The organism is Caulobacter sp. GW822-FHT01G02, assembly GCF_058802865.1.
Map to the genome: position 1 here is coordinate 284,463 of NZ_JBXAON010000008.1, position 13,788 is coordinate 298,250.

At 67.7% G+C, this 13,788-nt stretch carries 11 protein-coding genes; 7 read left to right on the forward strand and 4 right to left on the reverse strand.

Features of this window, described 5'->3' with window-relative positions; genetic code table 11:
• Position 1: 1 nt before the first annotated feature.
• From AC1RNC_RS22770 to AC1RNC_RS22795, 6 genes are all read left to right on the forward strand, one after another.
• Positions 2-442, forward strand: a complete 441-nt coding sequence (locus AC1RNC_RS22770; protein WP_062098114.1) for a periplasmic heavy metal sensor — start codon at positions 2-4, stop codon at positions 440-442.
• Entirely contained in the window at positions 439-1,011 is a 573-nt protein-coding gene (locus AC1RNC_RS22775; protein ID WP_066685867.1) for an RNA polymerase sigma factor, read from the forward strand. Before AC1RNC_RS22770 ends, AC1RNC_RS22775 begins: the two co-directional genes overlap by 4 nt.
• Before the next feature lie 113 nt (positions 1,012-1,124).
• Entirely contained in the window at positions 1,125-2,966 is a 1,842-nt protein-coding gene (locus AC1RNC_RS22780; protein ID WP_062098112.1) for a copper resistance system multicopper oxidase, read from the forward strand.
• Positions 2,963-4,003, forward strand: a complete 1,041-nt coding sequence (locus tag AC1RNC_RS22785) for a copper resistance protein B (protein WP_066685871.1) — start codon at positions 2,963-2,965, stop codon at positions 4,001-4,003. Before AC1RNC_RS22780 ends, AC1RNC_RS22785 begins: the two co-directional genes overlap by 4 nt.
• Positions 4,004-4,026: 23 nt before the next feature.
• Positions 4,027-4,347, forward strand: a complete 321-nt coding sequence (locus AC1RNC_RS22790; protein WP_492841912.1) for a copper-binding protein — start codon at positions 4,027-4,029, stop codon at positions 4,345-4,347.
• A gap of 53 nt (positions 4,348-4,400) precedes the next feature.
• Positions 4,401-5,504, forward strand: coding sequence for an acyltransferase family protein (locus AC1RNC_RS22795; protein WP_066685874.1), 1,104 nt, complete (start codon positions 4,401-4,403; stop codon positions 5,502-5,504).
• 9 nt (positions 5,505-5,513) lie between these two features.
• On the opposite strand, the gene copD is transcribed toward AC1RNC_RS22795, so the two are convergent.
• The 3 genes from copD to AC1RNC_RS22810 all read right to left on the reverse strand — a co-directional run bounded on the left by copD (position 5,514) and on the right by AC1RNC_RS22810 (position 9,240).
• Positions 5,514-6,440 carry a copper homeostasis membrane protein CopD gene (gene copD / locus AC1RNC_RS22800; RefSeq protein ID WP_184717258.1) on the reverse strand — a complete coding sequence of 309 codons (927 nt, stop codon included), beginning with the start codon at positions 6,438-6,440 and terminating at the stop codon, positions 5,514-5,516.
• Positions 6,441-6,443: 3 nt separating this feature from the next.
• Complete coding sequence (copC, locus tag AC1RNC_RS22805; protein ID WP_066685876.1) at positions 6,444-6,806, reverse strand: copper homeostasis periplasmic binding protein CopC; 363 nt, start codon at positions 6,804-6,806, stop codon at positions 6,444-6,446.
• Between the two features lie 88 nt (positions 6,807-6,894).
• Positions 6,895-9,240: a heavy metal translocating P-type ATPase gene (locus AC1RNC_RS22810; RefSeq protein WP_492888347.1), complete on the reverse strand. Its 2,346-nt coding sequence runs from the start codon at positions 9,238-9,240 to the stop codon at positions 6,895-6,897.
• Between the two features lie 826 nt (positions 9,241-10,066).
• Here AC1RNC_RS22810 and AC1RNC_RS22815 point away from each other — a divergent pair.
• Positions 10,067-11,533 carry a PAS domain-containing protein gene (locus tag AC1RNC_RS22815; protein ID WP_492888348.1) on the forward strand — a complete coding sequence of 489 codons (1,467 nt, stop codon included), beginning with the start codon at positions 10,067-10,069 and terminating at the stop codon, positions 11,531-11,533.
• Positions 11,534-11,719: 186 nt separating this feature from the next.
• Here the strand turns inward: AC1RNC_RS22815 and AC1RNC_RS22820 are convergent, their stop codons facing one another.
• Positions 11,720-13,675: a hybrid sensor histidine kinase/response regulator gene (locus AC1RNC_RS22820; protein ID WP_492888349.1), complete on the reverse strand. Its 1,956-nt coding sequence runs from the start codon at positions 13,673-13,675 to the stop codon at positions 11,720-11,722.
• Positions 13,676-13,788: the final 113 nt, after the last annotated feature.

Genomic DNA, 13,788 nt, shown 5'->3' on the forward strand with positions numbered 1-13,788 from the left:
CATGCGCCGGATCTCGCGCGGGGCGGCCCTGACCGTCGTCCTGGCGCTGCTGGCCGGGATCGCCGGCGGCTGGCTCGGCTCGGGCCGGTTCTTGCCGATGCATCACGCCCAGTCGCTGCACGAGATGGTTCACCACGAGCTGAAGCTCAGCCCGGATCAGGATCGCCGGCTCGAGGCGCTCGAACAGGATTTCGCCGTGCGTCGCCGCGCCCGGGAGGCCGAGCTGCGCGCGGCCAACGCCCAACTGGCCGCCGCCATCCAGGCGCGCCACGAATACGGGCCCGAGGTCGAGGCCGCGGTCGAGCGTTTCCATGTCGCCATGGGGGCGCTGCAGCTGGAGACGGTCCAGCACGTCCTGGCGATGCGTAAGGTGCTGACCCCCGAGCAGGCGGCCAAATTCGACCGCCGCGTCAGCGAGGCGCTAACGAACGAGACGCCGTGACCGCCGGCCTTGGCGAGGACGAGGACGGCGCGCTGGCCAGGCGCGCGGCGCGCGGCGACGAGCGCGCCTTCAGCACGCTGATGCGGCGTCACAAGGGCGCCTTGCACGCCTTCGCCCGGCGCCATGTCGGCGACTCCGAAGCCGCCCACGAGGTGGTGCAGGAAAGCTTCGTGGCCGCCTGGAAGGCGCTGGATCGCTATGATCCGACCCGGCCGTTCGGCGCCTGGATGCGGGCCATCGTCCTGAACAAGTGCCGCGACCGGGGGCGTCGCCTGCTGGTTCGGCGGCTGATCCTGGGCGAGCGGTCGATCGACGCGCCAGGCGCGCCCGATCCCGCCGACCCCGCGCCGGGCCCCGAGGCGGCGAGTCTGCGCGCCGAACAACTGTCGCGCCTGGAGGCGGCGATCGCGCGCCTGCCCGACCAGCTCAAGGAGCCGCTGATCCTCACCTATCTGGAAGGCTATTCACAACAGGACGCCGCGGCGGTCCTGGGCGTCAGCGTCAAGACCATCGAGATGCGCGCCTATCGCGCCCGCAAGCGGCTGGCCGACTGGCTGGTCGATCCCTGACTTTTTTCGCCCGCCGGCGAGGGGGGCGACGGTTTGGCGCGTAGCCACCTAGAGATCGCGTCGCGGCCGTCCCTCACGGCCTGCCGCCGGCGCGTCATCGTCAAAGGGCTGTCATGCTTCGATCCAGCGCGGCTTTCGATCGCCGTCGTTTTCTCCAATCGCTCGCCGTCCTCGGCGGCGGCGCCACCCTGGCGAGCCTGCTGCCGTCCTGGGCGCGCGCGGCGGGCGATCCCGGCCGCGCGCCGGCCGCCCTTTCGGGCGAGGACATCAAGCTGACCATCGGCCACACGCCGATCACGGTCGACGGCAAGGCCGGCCACGCCGTGACGATCAACGGCACGGTTCCTGGCCCGCTGATCCGGCTGAAGGAAGGCCAGCATGTCCGCCTGTCGGTGACCAACACGCTCGACGAGGACACCTCGATCCACTGGCACGGCCTGCTCGTGCCCTTCCAGATGGACGGCGTGCCCGGCGTCAGCTTCCCGGGCGTCAAGCCCGGCGAGACCTTCACCTACGAATTCCAGGTCCGCCAGGCGGGCACCTATTGGTACCACAGCCATTCGGGCCTGCAGGAGCAGATGGGCCACTATGGGCCCATTATCATCGATCCGGTCGGTCCTGATCCGGTGGCCTTCGACCGCGAGCACGTCGTGGTGCTGTCGGACTTCAGCCGCCTGCACCCGCACCAGATCTTCAAGAAGCTCAAGCAGCAGAGCGGCGCATTCAACTACCAGCGCCAGACCCTCGCTGGGCTTCTGGCCGGCAAGGACCAGACCCTGGCCGAGCGCCTGGACTGGGCCAAGATGCTGATGGACCCGACCGACATCTCCGACGTCACCGGCGCGGCCTACACCTTCCTGGTCAATGGCCATGGCCCCGCGGACAACTGGACGGCGCTGTTCGCGCCCGGCGAGCGCGTGCGCCTGCGGTTCATCAACGCCGCGGCCCAGTCGGTCTTCAACGTCCGCATCCCGGGGCTGCGCATGACCGTGGTCGCCGCCGACGGCCAGCACGTGCGGCCCGTCGAGGTCGACGAGTTCCAGATCGGCAACGCCGAGACCTATGACGTGATCGTCCAGCCCGCCGAAGACAAGGCCTTCACGATCGTGTCGGAGTCGGTCGACCGCTCTGGGTTGGGCCGCGCCACCCTGGCGCCGCGGCTGGGCATGAGCGCCGAGGTCCCGCCGCCGCGCGAGCGGCCGCTGACCACCATGCGCGACATGGGCATGGATATGGAGGGAATGGACATGGGGGGCATGGACCATGGCTCCACGGACATGTCCGGCATGGATCACGCGGCCATGGGCGCCAAGGCCGCGACCCCCGCGCCCGGCATGGCGCCGCCGCGCCAGCGCGGAAGCGACGTGATGGGCAAGATGGACAAGGGCGGCATGGACATGTCCATGCGCAATCCGGACAACGCGCCTCAGGTCAGGCTCGGTCCGGGCGTGCAGTCGATCGCGCCGATGCCGATGGATCGCACCGGCGAGCCTGGCCAGGGCCTCGAAAGCGTCGGCCACCGGGTCTTGGTCTATCGCGACCTGGTGGCCCTCGAGCCGAATCCCGACCCGCGCGCCCCGGAGCGATCCCTCGAGATTCACCTGACCGGCAACATGGAGCGGTTCATGTGGGGGTTTGACGGGCGCAAGTTCAGCGATAGGCCGCCGCCCTACGCCTTCCGCCACGGCGAGCGGGTCCGGGTCACCCTGGTCAACGACACCATGATGGCCCACCCCATCCACCTGCACGGCCACTTCTTCGAACTGGCCTTCGGACCGGCGGGCCACATGCCGCGCAAGCACACCGTCATCGTCCTGCCCGGCGGCCGCGTCAGCTTCGACTTCACCGCCGAGACCGGCGACTGGGCCTTCCACTGCCACATGCTCTATCACATGCACGCGGGGATGTTTCAGGTCTTCAGCGTGCGCGACACCCCCGCGGAGGGCGCGCGATGAAGGCCTCGCTGATCGCCCTCTTGCCGGTCCTGTGGGCCGCGCCGGCCCTGGCCCAGCACGCCGGCCACGCCGGCGCGCCAGCCGCGCCCAGTTCCAAGCCTGCGCCGGCGGCCCCGCCTCCAGCCGCCGACCCCCATGCCGGACACGACATGGGCGCCATGCCGGCCATGGCCATGCCTCAGACGCAGGTCGCGCCGGCGACCGACCCCCACGCCGGCCACGACATGGGCGCCATGCCCGGCCTGGCTGTCTCCGGTCAATCGGAACGCCCGGCCGAAGCGATGGGACCGCCGCCCTTGCCCGATCACGAAACAGCTCCGCCGGCGCCGCCCACCGACCATCTGGCCGACAGGGTCTTCGATCCGGCCGCCATGGACCGGGCTCGCGCCGTGCTCCGGCAGGAGCATGGCGGCGCCCAGGTCTCGCAGGTGATGGCCAACCTCCTGGAATACCGCGCCCAGGCCGGGGGCAACGGCTATCACTGGGACGGCGAGGCTTGGTTCGGCGGCGACCTCAATCGCCTGGTGATCAAATCCGAGGGCGAGGGCGGCCGTCACGGCGTTCAGGCCAGCGAGGTGCAGGCGCTCTATTCCAGGCCCGTGGCGCTCTATACCGACTTGCAGGTGGGCTTGCGCCAGGATGTCGAGCCCAAGTCGCGCACCTATGCCGCCGTCGGGTTCGAAACCCTGTTGCCCTACTGGATCGAGGCGGGCGGAGCGGTGTTCGTTTCCAGCAAGGGCGATGTCCTCGCGCGCGCCGAAGGGGCGATCGACTGGCGCCTCACCCAGCGCCTGATCCTGCAGCCGCGCACCGAACTCAACTTCGCCGCCCAAGACATCCCCGCAGCGGCGATCGGTTCGGGGCTCTCGAGCGGCGAGCTCGGATTGCGCCTTCGCTATGAGGTTCGGCGCCAATTCGCGCCATATGTCGGCGTCGCCCTATCCAAGCGGTTCGGGCGCGCCGCGGACTTCGCCCGGCTGCGCGGCGACGAGGTCACCGAGACCAGTTTCGTGCTCGGCCTGAGGGCCTGGTTTTGACCATCGATCCTAGCGAGGCTTCCATGAAGATGCTGTCCATCGCTCTTGCGAGCGCCCTGACCCTGCTGGCCCAGCCGGCGGCCGCCCAGATGAGCGCTATGGACCCTGCGGCGCATGCGGTTGAGGCGAGCGCGCCGGTCGAGGCGGTCGGCGTCGTGCGCGCCATCGACGCCAAGGCCGCCAAGATCACTCTGGCCCATGAAGCGATCCCGGCGCTGAAGTGGCCGCCGATGACCATGGCCTTCAAGGTCGCTGATCCGACCCTCCTGAAGGGCCTGAGCGTCGGGACCAAGGTGCGCTTCAAGCTGCGGGGCCAGACCATCGTCGGCCTGACCGCGCTCTAGCGCCCATCGGGCCGGCGCTCGCCGGCTCCAACCATTGCCTCGGGGGAGGGGCCATGTATCCGTCGGACATCCGTCCGCTCACGTCGTTGCGCATCTGCGCGGCGCTGTGGGTGCTCGTCTATCATTTCCGCAACCACCTGGACCTTGGTCTCGAGCGCTTTGGCCTGGCCGCCAAGGGCTACCTCGGCGTCGACCTCTTCTTCATCCTGTCGGGTTTCATCCTCAGCCACGTCTATACGCGGGCCTGGGCCGAGCGACGGTTCAACTACGGCTCCTTCCTTTGGGCGCGCCTGGCGCGGGTCTATCCCGTCCATCTGGTCACCCTGGCCGCGACGATCGCCATCTGGCTCGCGGCCTTGAAGCTGGGCGTCCGCTTCGATCCCCAGGCGTTCGACCCGCGCATGCTCCCCCAGCACCTGTTGCTAGTGCATGCCTGGGGCACGACGCCCACCGTGCAATGGAACTTCCCCTCCTGGTCGATCTCGGCTGAGTGGTTCGCCTACCTCGGCTTTCCGGTCGCGGCCATCGCCTCGGTGTCGCTGAGGCGTTGGCCACGCCTCTTCGTCCTCGCCGTGCTCGCCCTGTTCGTCGCCATGTTCCTGACGGCCCAGGGGCGCGGGGTGCTGTTCACCGACATGAGCGCCCAGATCGGCGCCTTGCGGATCATCCCGGCCTTCCTGATGGGCGCGGCCCTGCATCGCTTGGGATCGAGCCTGAGCCTGCCGGCCGGCATGGCCGGATTCGGCGCGCTCGCCGCGACGGTCTGGGTGGCGATCGCCGCCAACCTGCGACTGAGCGATCTCTATATCTGGCCGGGTCTGGCTATGCTGATCTTCTGCCTGGCCGAGACGTCCAAGGCCGCGAAGCCAGGCGCGATGTCGGCGCCGGCGCTCGTCTATCTCGGCGAGGTCTCCTACAGCCTCTACATGGTCCACCTTCCGGCCGACATCGTCTATTTCCACGCTCTGGAAAGGCTGGCGCCAGACCTGTCCGGCGCCGGGATCGCCTTGGCCTGGGCAGGAGCGTTCGTGGCCTGTCAGCTGGCCGCGATGGTCGCCTACCATCTTGTCGAACGGCCTGCGCGTAACTGGTTGCGGGCGCGCGATCCCTTCGCGCGGCGCCCCACGCCCGAGCCGGCGCACGAACCGGTGCTCTGAACGTTGCGGCTATTGCGCGCTGATCGGCGCGAGACGCCCTAGCCAGGCGACCACGGCGACGAGCGCCATCGCCGCGCTCAGTTCCAGCACGAGACTGCGGCGCAGCGCCTTGACCGCCGTGCTGGGCGGCGCCGGCTCGACCAGGGCTTCGCGCAGGGCCGGGGTCAGGCGAAACCGGTTGGCGGCGGCCAGCACGACCATGGCGCCGAAGAGAACGAGCTTGAGAAGCAGAAGAAGCCCGTAGGGCGTGCGGACCAGGGCCGCAACGCCCATGGGCCCGACGAGGAACCAGCTGTTGATCAGGCCGCTGGCGACCAGCACGGCGACGACGCCCGAGCCGATGCCCGAGAAACCCGCCAGGGCGGCATGGAAGGTCGGCGCCTGTCGCGCGTCACGCCGACTGACCCCGGCCAGCCCCAGAAAGAACACCAGGGCGCCGACCCAGACGGCGGCCGCCGCGAGGTGGGCGATGTCGGCCGCCAGGTGCAGGCTCCCGCCGAAACCTTCGGTGGCCGCGCCGTGGCCCATCCAGGCCATGCTGGCCGCAGCCACGGCCCCCAACGTTGATACAGCGATCCAGGCGGCGCGGCCGGGCGGCGCGAGCAGAAGCACGTGCAGCGCCACGACCGCGGCCAGGGCCCGTGCGAGCGAGGCCGCGCCCATCGCCATCTCGCTGATCACCGAGGTCAGGATCGAGGGATCCAGCGCCGCGGAAAGCGACCCGGCGACCACGGCCGTTTGCAGCACAAGACCCAGGAGACTGGCCACGACCAGCAGCGCGGCGCAGCCCGCCAGGAGCCGACGCGGCCAGCCCAGCGCCACGGCGCTGGACGGACCCGCGGCCGGCAGGGCGTAGAGCGCGAAGAGCGCCCCGCCCGCCAGGACGAAGCACGTCACATATTGCGCCCAGCGAACGAGGACTACCGCGGTCTCCATCGGCTACTTCACCGTGAAGGCCAGGGTCCCATCCATGCGGTGACCGTCATCGGCGGCGGCCGCATGCCAGGTGAGCTTGTAGGCGCCCGCCATCAGCCGGCCCTTGGGCACGCCCGTGATCGTCTTGCGGTCGGCCGAGACGGTGGTCTTGACCGGCGCCTTCATGCCGTCGGCCATGGCCAGCTCGAAGCTCGAGAAGGCTGGGGCGAGCTTTTCATTGAAGGTCAGGCGGATGGTCTTGGGCGCGGCGACCGTGGCGTTGGCGGCGGGGTCGGAGGCCACCAGCTTGGCGTGGGCGCTGGCCTGGCCGCCGGCCAGGATCGAGGCCGACAGAACGGCGGTGGCGAGGAAAGCGCGGTAGGTCATGGGGCGGTCCTGTTGAAAGGCGACTTTGTCCTAAGTTCCTACGCGGGCGGCGGCCCAACCCCTCAACAACGCCCGCGCCAGTCAGCGCCTAAAGCCGCACCGCCCGCAGGCGCAGCGCATTGCCGACCACGCTGACCGAGGACAGAGCCATGGCCGCCGCGGCGATCGCCGGCGACAGCAGCCAGCCGAACACCGGATAGAGCACCCCGGCCGCGATCGGCACGCCCGCCACATTGTAGGCGAAGGCGAAGAACAGGTTCTGCCGGATGTTGCCCATCACCGCTCGCGAGAGGCGACGCGCCTTGACCAGGCCCTCCAGGTCCCCGTGCAGCAGCGTGACCCCGGCGCTCTCGATGGCGACGTCCGAGCCCGCGCCCATGGCGACGCCGACCTCGGCCGCCGCCAGGGCCGGCGCGTCGTTGACGCCATCGCCCGCCATGGCGACCTTGCGGCCTTCAGCCCGCAGGCGCTTGACCACGGCGGCCTTCTCGTCGGGCAGGACGTCGGCCTCGACCTCGTCGATGCCCAGCCGCTTGGCGACGGCCTGGGCGGTCGTGCGGTTGTCGCCGGTCAGCATGACCACGCGCACGCCGTCCGCCTTCAGGGCTTCGACGGCCTTCTGGGTGGTCGGCTTGACCGGGTCGGCGATGGCCAGCACGGCGGCGACCACTCCGTCGATGGCGACATAGATCGCCGTGGCGCCGTCCTGGCGCAGCGCGTCAGCCTGGTCGGCGAGCGGCGCCGACGCCACGCCTTGCTCGTCCAGGAAGCGGGCCGAGCCGATCGCCAGGACGCGCCCCTCGACCTTGCCGACCACGCCCTTGCCCACGGGCGAGTCGAAGTCTTCGGGATGCGACAGCGGCAGCTCCAGCGCCGCCGCGGCTCGAACGATCGCGTCGGCCAGCGGATGCTCGCTGGCCCGCTCCAGGCTGGCGGCCAGGCGCAGGATCTCCTCCTCCGTGAACCCCGCCGCCGGGCGGATCGCCGTGACGGCCGGTCGGCCTTCGGTAAGCGTGCCGGTCTTGTCGACGACGAGGGTGTCGATCTTCTCGAAGCGCTCCAGGGCCTCGGCGTTCTTGATCAGGACGCCGGCGGCCGCGCCGCGGCCGACACCGACCATGATCGAGATCGGCGTGGCCAGCCCCAGGGCGCAGGGACACGCGATGATCAAGACCGAGACCGCCGCCACCAGCGCGAAGGCCATGCTCGGCGGCGGACCGAACGCCGCCCAGGCGCCGAAGGCGATCAGAGCGACGAGCATGACGGCCGGCACGAACCAGCCCGATACCTGGTCGGCCATCCGCTGGATGGGCGCGCGGCTGCGCTGGGCCTCGGCCACCATCGCCACGATCTGCGAGAGCAGGGTGTCGGCGCCGACCTTGTCGGCGATCATCAGGAAGGAGCCGGTCTTGTTCAGGGCGCCGCCGATCACCTTGTCGCCCGGCGACTTGTGGACTGGCATGGACTCGCCGGTCACCAGGGACTCGTCGACCGAGGCCTCGCCCATCAGCACCCGACCGTCGACGGGGATCTTCTCGCCGGGGCGGACGCGCAGATGGAAGCCGGCCTGGATCTCCTCGACGGGAATCTCGAAGTCCTCGCCGTCGAACATTCGGCGCGCGGTCTTGGGCGAAAGGTCCAGCAGCGCCTTGATCGCGCCGGAGGTGTTCTCGCGCGCGCGCAGCTCAAGCACCTGGCCCAGCAGCACCAGGACCGTGATCACCGCGGCGGCCTCGAAATAGATCGGCGTCGAGCCGTCGGGACGGCGGAAGGCGGCCGGGAAGAGCTGAGGCGCCAGGGTGGCGACCACGCTGTAGGTCCAGGCCACGCCGATGCCCATGGCGATCAGCGTGAACATATTGAGCTGGCGCGTCGCCAGCGAGCGCGCGCCACGCTCAAAGAAGGGCCAGCCGCAGCCCAGAACCACGGGTGTGGCCAAGGCCAATTGGACCCAATTGGACACCCCTGGCGTCAGGTGAAGCGCCATCAGTCCGATGTGGCCGCCCATTTCCAGCGCGAAGACGGGCAAGGCCAGGGCCAGGCCGATCCAGAACCGGATCGTCATGTCGCGCAGTTCGGGATTGGGGCCGCTGTCGGCCGTGACGGTCAGCGGCTCCAAGGCCATGCCGCAGATCGGGCAGCTGCCCGGGCCGGACCGCCGAATCTCTGGGTGCATCGGGCAGGTATAGATCGCGCCCGGCGTCGCTTCGGACGATGCCGCCTTCGGCGCGGCGACGTCTTGCAGGTAGCGTTCAGGCTCGGCGTCGAACTTGCGCGCGCAGCCGGTCGAACAGAAGTGGGAATGCCACCCCGCATTCAGGCGGTGCTCCGGCGCGGTGGCCGGATCCACGCTCATGCCGCAGACGGGATCGCGATGCTCGCCGACTGGGACGCCAGGGTGGTGATGGCCATGGTGTGAGTTCGAACCGGACATCACTTCTCTCCATGCGTCACACGATAATTCGCAATACGCATGCCTCGAAGCTATCCCTCGTTGGGCTAGATCAAACGGCGACGGCCACTGCCGGTTTCTCAGTTGTTGGCGAGGCCGATTATGATCGCTACCCCAGTTGGCGTCGTTCGCTGGGTAGCTTTATTTCCGATAATCTTTGTTAGACGTGAAATATCGTTATATTGGCGGATTTTATTTTTATGTTGTCCCTGACTCCGATAGCTGCGAGTCGCAGCCCGCCTTGGATCTGTTGCCACGTCGTTCCGGGTTTTCACGATTTTCTGACTCCAATCGTGCGACTGGCTGATCGCAATTGCTGCGACTGGCAAAGTGCGTCGAAGCCAGGCGTCGAGCACAGTGCTGGTGATCCGGGCTGTTCGGCCCATCCTCCACTTCACCCTTGAGCGCAAATGTGACACCACCGCGCCGCGCATCCTGCCGCATAGCAAGGTAAAGGACGTTAGTCCGTCGGTGGCCGGGTGAAAATGGCGTCTCAGGTCCTTACTGGATTTCCATTCATACATAGCCAACCGTCTCCGAGCTCACCTCCGCATAGGACATGGGGCCGCAAATCCCTGGTGGAACTAGACAGTAGGGGCTGGATTTATCCTTCGCTGCGATAGGGCTGCGCGTTGAACTAGGCAACGACGAGGAGGGACAGCTGACCGCCCCGGAGAGCACCCAGCGGCTGTTGATGAGGCAGCGCCATCAAGCGTTCGATTGGACCGCAACGCCAATCGGGCCGATGGCGTCATGGCCTCGCGCGCTCCAGACAGCCTTGAGCATCGCGCTCGGGTCTCGACAGCCCATGTTCATCGCCTGGGGCCCCGAACTTACGTTTCTCTACAACGACGCCTACGCGGAGATTCTCGGCGACAAGCACCCCGGCGCGCTGGGACGCCCGTTTCAGCAAGTGTGGTGGGACATCTGGGATGACATCAAGCCGCTGGTGGACCGCGCCCTGGCTGACGAAGCCACCTGGTCCGAGAACCTGCCGCTCACCATGAACCGCCGCGGTTTCCTGGAGGAGACTTGGTGGACCTTCTCCTATTCGCCGGTGCGCGATGACGACGGGCGGATCGGAGGAATGTTCTGCTCCTGCTTGGAGACCACCATTCAGGTGCTGGCGGAGCGCCAAAACACCGAGCAGCGACAGCGCCTGTTCGAACTCTCACGAGACTTGTTCGGCGTCGCGACGACCGACGGCTACCTCAAGTCGGTCAACCCGGCTTGGTCGCACGTTCTGGGGCGCACGGAGGAAGAGCTGCTTACGCGGCCGTTTTCCGAGATCATCCACCCCGATGACCTTGGGACGACCGCCGAGGTGGTGGCCGCCTTGGCGAGAGGCGAAGCGGCGCATCAGTTTCACGTCAGGCTCCTCAAGGCCGATGGCGAAGCTATCGCATTCGCCTGGTCGGCGGTGCCTGACGCGGCCTCCGCATCAGGCATCTTCTATACGGTGGGCCGCGACATCACCGAAGAGCTCCGTCGCGACGAGATGCTTCGGCACAGCCAGAAAATGGACGCGATGGGACAGCTGACCGGCGTGAATGGCCGAGACGCCATGCCGGAGGGCGGGGTGCTCACGATCCATGTGGGGCTGGAGACTTTTCACCACCAACATGGATCCGAGCTGAGGCCCGGGCGGTACTTGCAGCTCTGCGTCCACGATACGGGTGTGGGCATGGACGAGGCCACTCGGGTCAAGGCGACCGAGCCTTTCTTTTCGACGAAGGGCATCGGTCGCGGCACCGGCCTTGGGCTATCCATGGTCCATGGCCTGGCGGCTCAACTCGGCGGCGCGCTCTCTTTGGAAAGCGCTCCTGGCGAAGGCACCACGGTGAAGATATGGCTTCCGCTGTCGGGCGCCGATCCAACCGCGCTTGCATCGGCCGCGGAGTCTGCGCCTGGGCCGCATTCCGGGACCGTGTTGCTCGTCGACGACGAAACCCTCGTGAGGTCCAGCACGGCCGACATGCTCGCTGATCTCGGATACAGGGTTGTCGAAGCCGAAAGCGCCGCACAGGCGCTCCGCAAGCTCGACGAGGAGATCGAAATACAGATCCTGGTGACCGACCACCTGATGCCCGAGATGACTGGCGCGGAGCTAGTCGTCGCCGCGCGCCGCCGTCACCCTGGCCTGCACTGCCTGATTGTCTCGGGCTATGCCGAAGAGTCGGGTATCTCAGCCGACTTCGTGCGGCTCACAAAGCCGTTCCGACAGGCCGAGCTTGCCGAGAAGCTCGCGGGTTTGGCCGCCGGGCTGGAGAATTGAATGAGCCAATCCTCGCGCGCAATTTGATCGCTCGGGTGGCGCCGCCTAGCCGCCCCACGCCAGGCGCGGAACTTGGCTTTTCCTCGGGACTCGACATTCGTTCGCCCGATCGAGAAGAACGCGATTTTCAACGAGGTCCATCGCCACGCCCCGGTAGTGCTAGGGCTCAACGTCAACCCCGTTTTCTCAATCTCCCGCCTCGATGATGGATTTGATCCTGGTCGCCAACGCATCCATCGGGAATGGCTTGCTCATGACGTGCATTCCCGGTTCCAGGTGGCCGTTGGAGATCGCCGCGTTCTCGGCATAGCCGGTGATAAACAACACCTTCAGATCCGGTCGCCGGGTACGGGCCACGTCCGCCATCTGCCTGCCGCTCATCCCGCCCGGAAGGCCTACATCGCTGATCAGCAAGTCGAGATCGAGGTCCGATTGCAGCACCTTCAAGCCTGCGGCCGCGTCGGCGGCTTCGATGCATTCGTAGCCAAGCTCGGCCAAGGTGTCGGCGATCAGCATCCTTACCGTGGGCTCGTCATCGACCACCAGCACCGTTTCCCCGTTCGCGCGGGGCGGGCGGACCACGGCTTGTTCCTCGGCGGCGTCCGAAGGCTCGCCCCTATGCCGGGGCAGGTAGATCTTCACCGTCGTTCCTTGCCCAAGCTCGGAATAGATGCGCGCCTGGCCGCCGGACTGCTTGGCAAAGCCATAGATCATCGAAAGGCCCAGACCCGTTCCCTGTCCGACGGGCTTGGTGGTGAAGAACGGGTCGAAGGCCCGAGCGATCGTCGCCGCGGACATCCCGACGCCGGTGTCGGTGACGCTGACGGCCACATATTGCCCCTTGGCCATGTCCCGCTCGACCGCACCAACCGGGTCGACCCAGGTGTTGGCCGTCTCGATCGTTATGCGGCCGCCGCCGGGCATGGCGTCGCGCGCGTTTATGCAGAGATTGAGGATGGCGTTTTCAAGCTGGTTGGGATCGCAGAAGCAGGGCCACAGGCCCGCCGCCAAGACGGTCTCGATCTCGACGCCAGGGCCCACCGTCCGGCGGATCAGGTCCTCGACGCCGGCGACAAGCTTGTTGGCGTCCAGCGCCTTGGGCTCGAGCGTCTGCTGGCGCGAGAAGGCCAGCAGACGGTGGGTAAGGGTCGCCGCTCGCGTGGCGGCGCCCTGGGCCGCAGTCATGTATCGCTCGAGGTCCGTCAGCCGGCCTTGGGCGAGCCTGGCCTTCATGAGTTCGAGACTGCCGGTGATGCCGGTCAGCAGGTTGTTGAAATCGTGGGCAAGACCTCCGGTCAGCTGGCCGACGGCTTCCATCTTCTGGGCCTGGAACAGAGCTTGCTGCGAACGCTCCAGCTCAAGCTCGATTTCGCGGCGCTCAGTGAGATCGCGCGTGACCTTGGCAAAGCCGATGAGCTCCCCGTCATCGTCACGGATCGGGTCGAGCACGACGCTGGCCCAAAAGCGGCTGCCGTCCTTGCGCCGGCGCCAGGCTTCCGCCGTGAAGCGGCCGTCGCGCCTTGCGGTCTCCAGCGCCTTGGCGGGAAGCCCCGCCTCGACATCCTCGGGCGTGTAGAACTTGGAAAAGTGCGCGCCGATGATCTCGTCGGCGGTGTAGCCCTTGATCGCTTGGGCGCCAGTGTTCCAGTTGGTGACGTAGCCTTCGGGATCGAGCATGTAGATGGCGTAGTCGCTCACGCCCTGGACGAGCAGCCGGAAACGCCGCTCAGCTTCGAGGGCGGCCTGGGCGGCCTCGCGCTGCTCGGTGATGTCCCGCGTGATCTTCGCAAAGCCGGCGATCCGGTCGCCGTCCCAGATAGGATCGACCACCACCATCGCCCAGAAGCGCCCGCCGTCCTTGCGCACGCGCCAGCCTTCGGCGGCGAAGCGGCCTTCCGCCGCGGCGCGTCTCAGCACCTCGGCCGGCAGGCCCGCATCGCGGTCTTCCGGCGTATAGAACCTCGAAAAATGCTCGCCGATGATCTCGTCCGCGCCGTACCCCTTGATCCGCTCGGCGCCAGGGTTCCAGCTGGCGACGTAGCCTTGCGGATCCAGGATATAGATCGCGTAGTCGACGACGGACTGGATGAGCCGCTCATACGCTGTCGCATCAAGGGCGCTTGTCTTCGAATTTGCAGGCAAGCGAGGGCACTCAACAGGATTTTAGCGGACTAGTGGGAGCCAACGCGAGACGTTGCACGTTGGTTCCCGCGAAGTTTAGTCGAACGGCGCGTGTGATCGAGAGAAAGCCAAGC

What these genes read in the sequence shown, in the direction of transcription:
- AC1RNC_RS22815 (WP_492888348.1), top strand. Translation starts at nt 10,067, where the DNA reads ATGTTCATCGCCTGGGGCCCCGAACTTACGTTTCTCTACAACGACGCC.
- AC1RNC_RS22780 (WP_062098112.1), top strand. Translation starts at nt 1,125, where the DNA reads ATGCTTCGATCCAGCGCGGCTTTCGATCGCCGTCGTTTTCTCCAATCG.
- AC1RNC_RS22810 (WP_492888347.1), bottom strand. Translation starts at nt 9,240, where the DNA reads ATGTCCGGTTCGAACTCACACCATGGCCATCACCACCCTGGCGTCCCA.
- copD (WP_184717258.1), bottom strand. Translation starts at nt 6,440, where the DNA reads ATGGAGACCGCGGTAGTCCTCGTTCGCTGGGCGCAATATGTGACGTGC.
- AC1RNC_RS22770 (WP_062098114.1), top strand. Translation starts at nt 2, where the DNA reads ATGCGCCGGATCTCGCGCGGGGCGGCCCTGACCGTCGTCCTGGCGCTG.
- copC (WP_066685876.1), bottom strand. Translation starts at nt 6,806, where the DNA reads ATGACCTACCGCGCTTTCCTCGCCACCGCCGTTCTGTCGGCCTCGATC.
- AC1RNC_RS22790 (WP_492841912.1), top strand. Translation starts at nt 4,027, where the DNA reads ATGAAGATGCTGTCCATCGCTCTTGCGAGCGCCCTGACCCTGCTGGCC.
- AC1RNC_RS22785 (WP_066685871.1), top strand. Translation starts at nt 2,963, where the DNA reads ATGAAGGCCTCGCTGATCGCCCTCTTGCCGGTCCTGTGGGCCGCGCCG.
- AC1RNC_RS22795 (WP_066685874.1), top strand. Translation starts at nt 4,401, where the DNA reads ATGTATCCGTCGGACATCCGTCCGCTCACGTCGTTGCGCATCTGCGCG.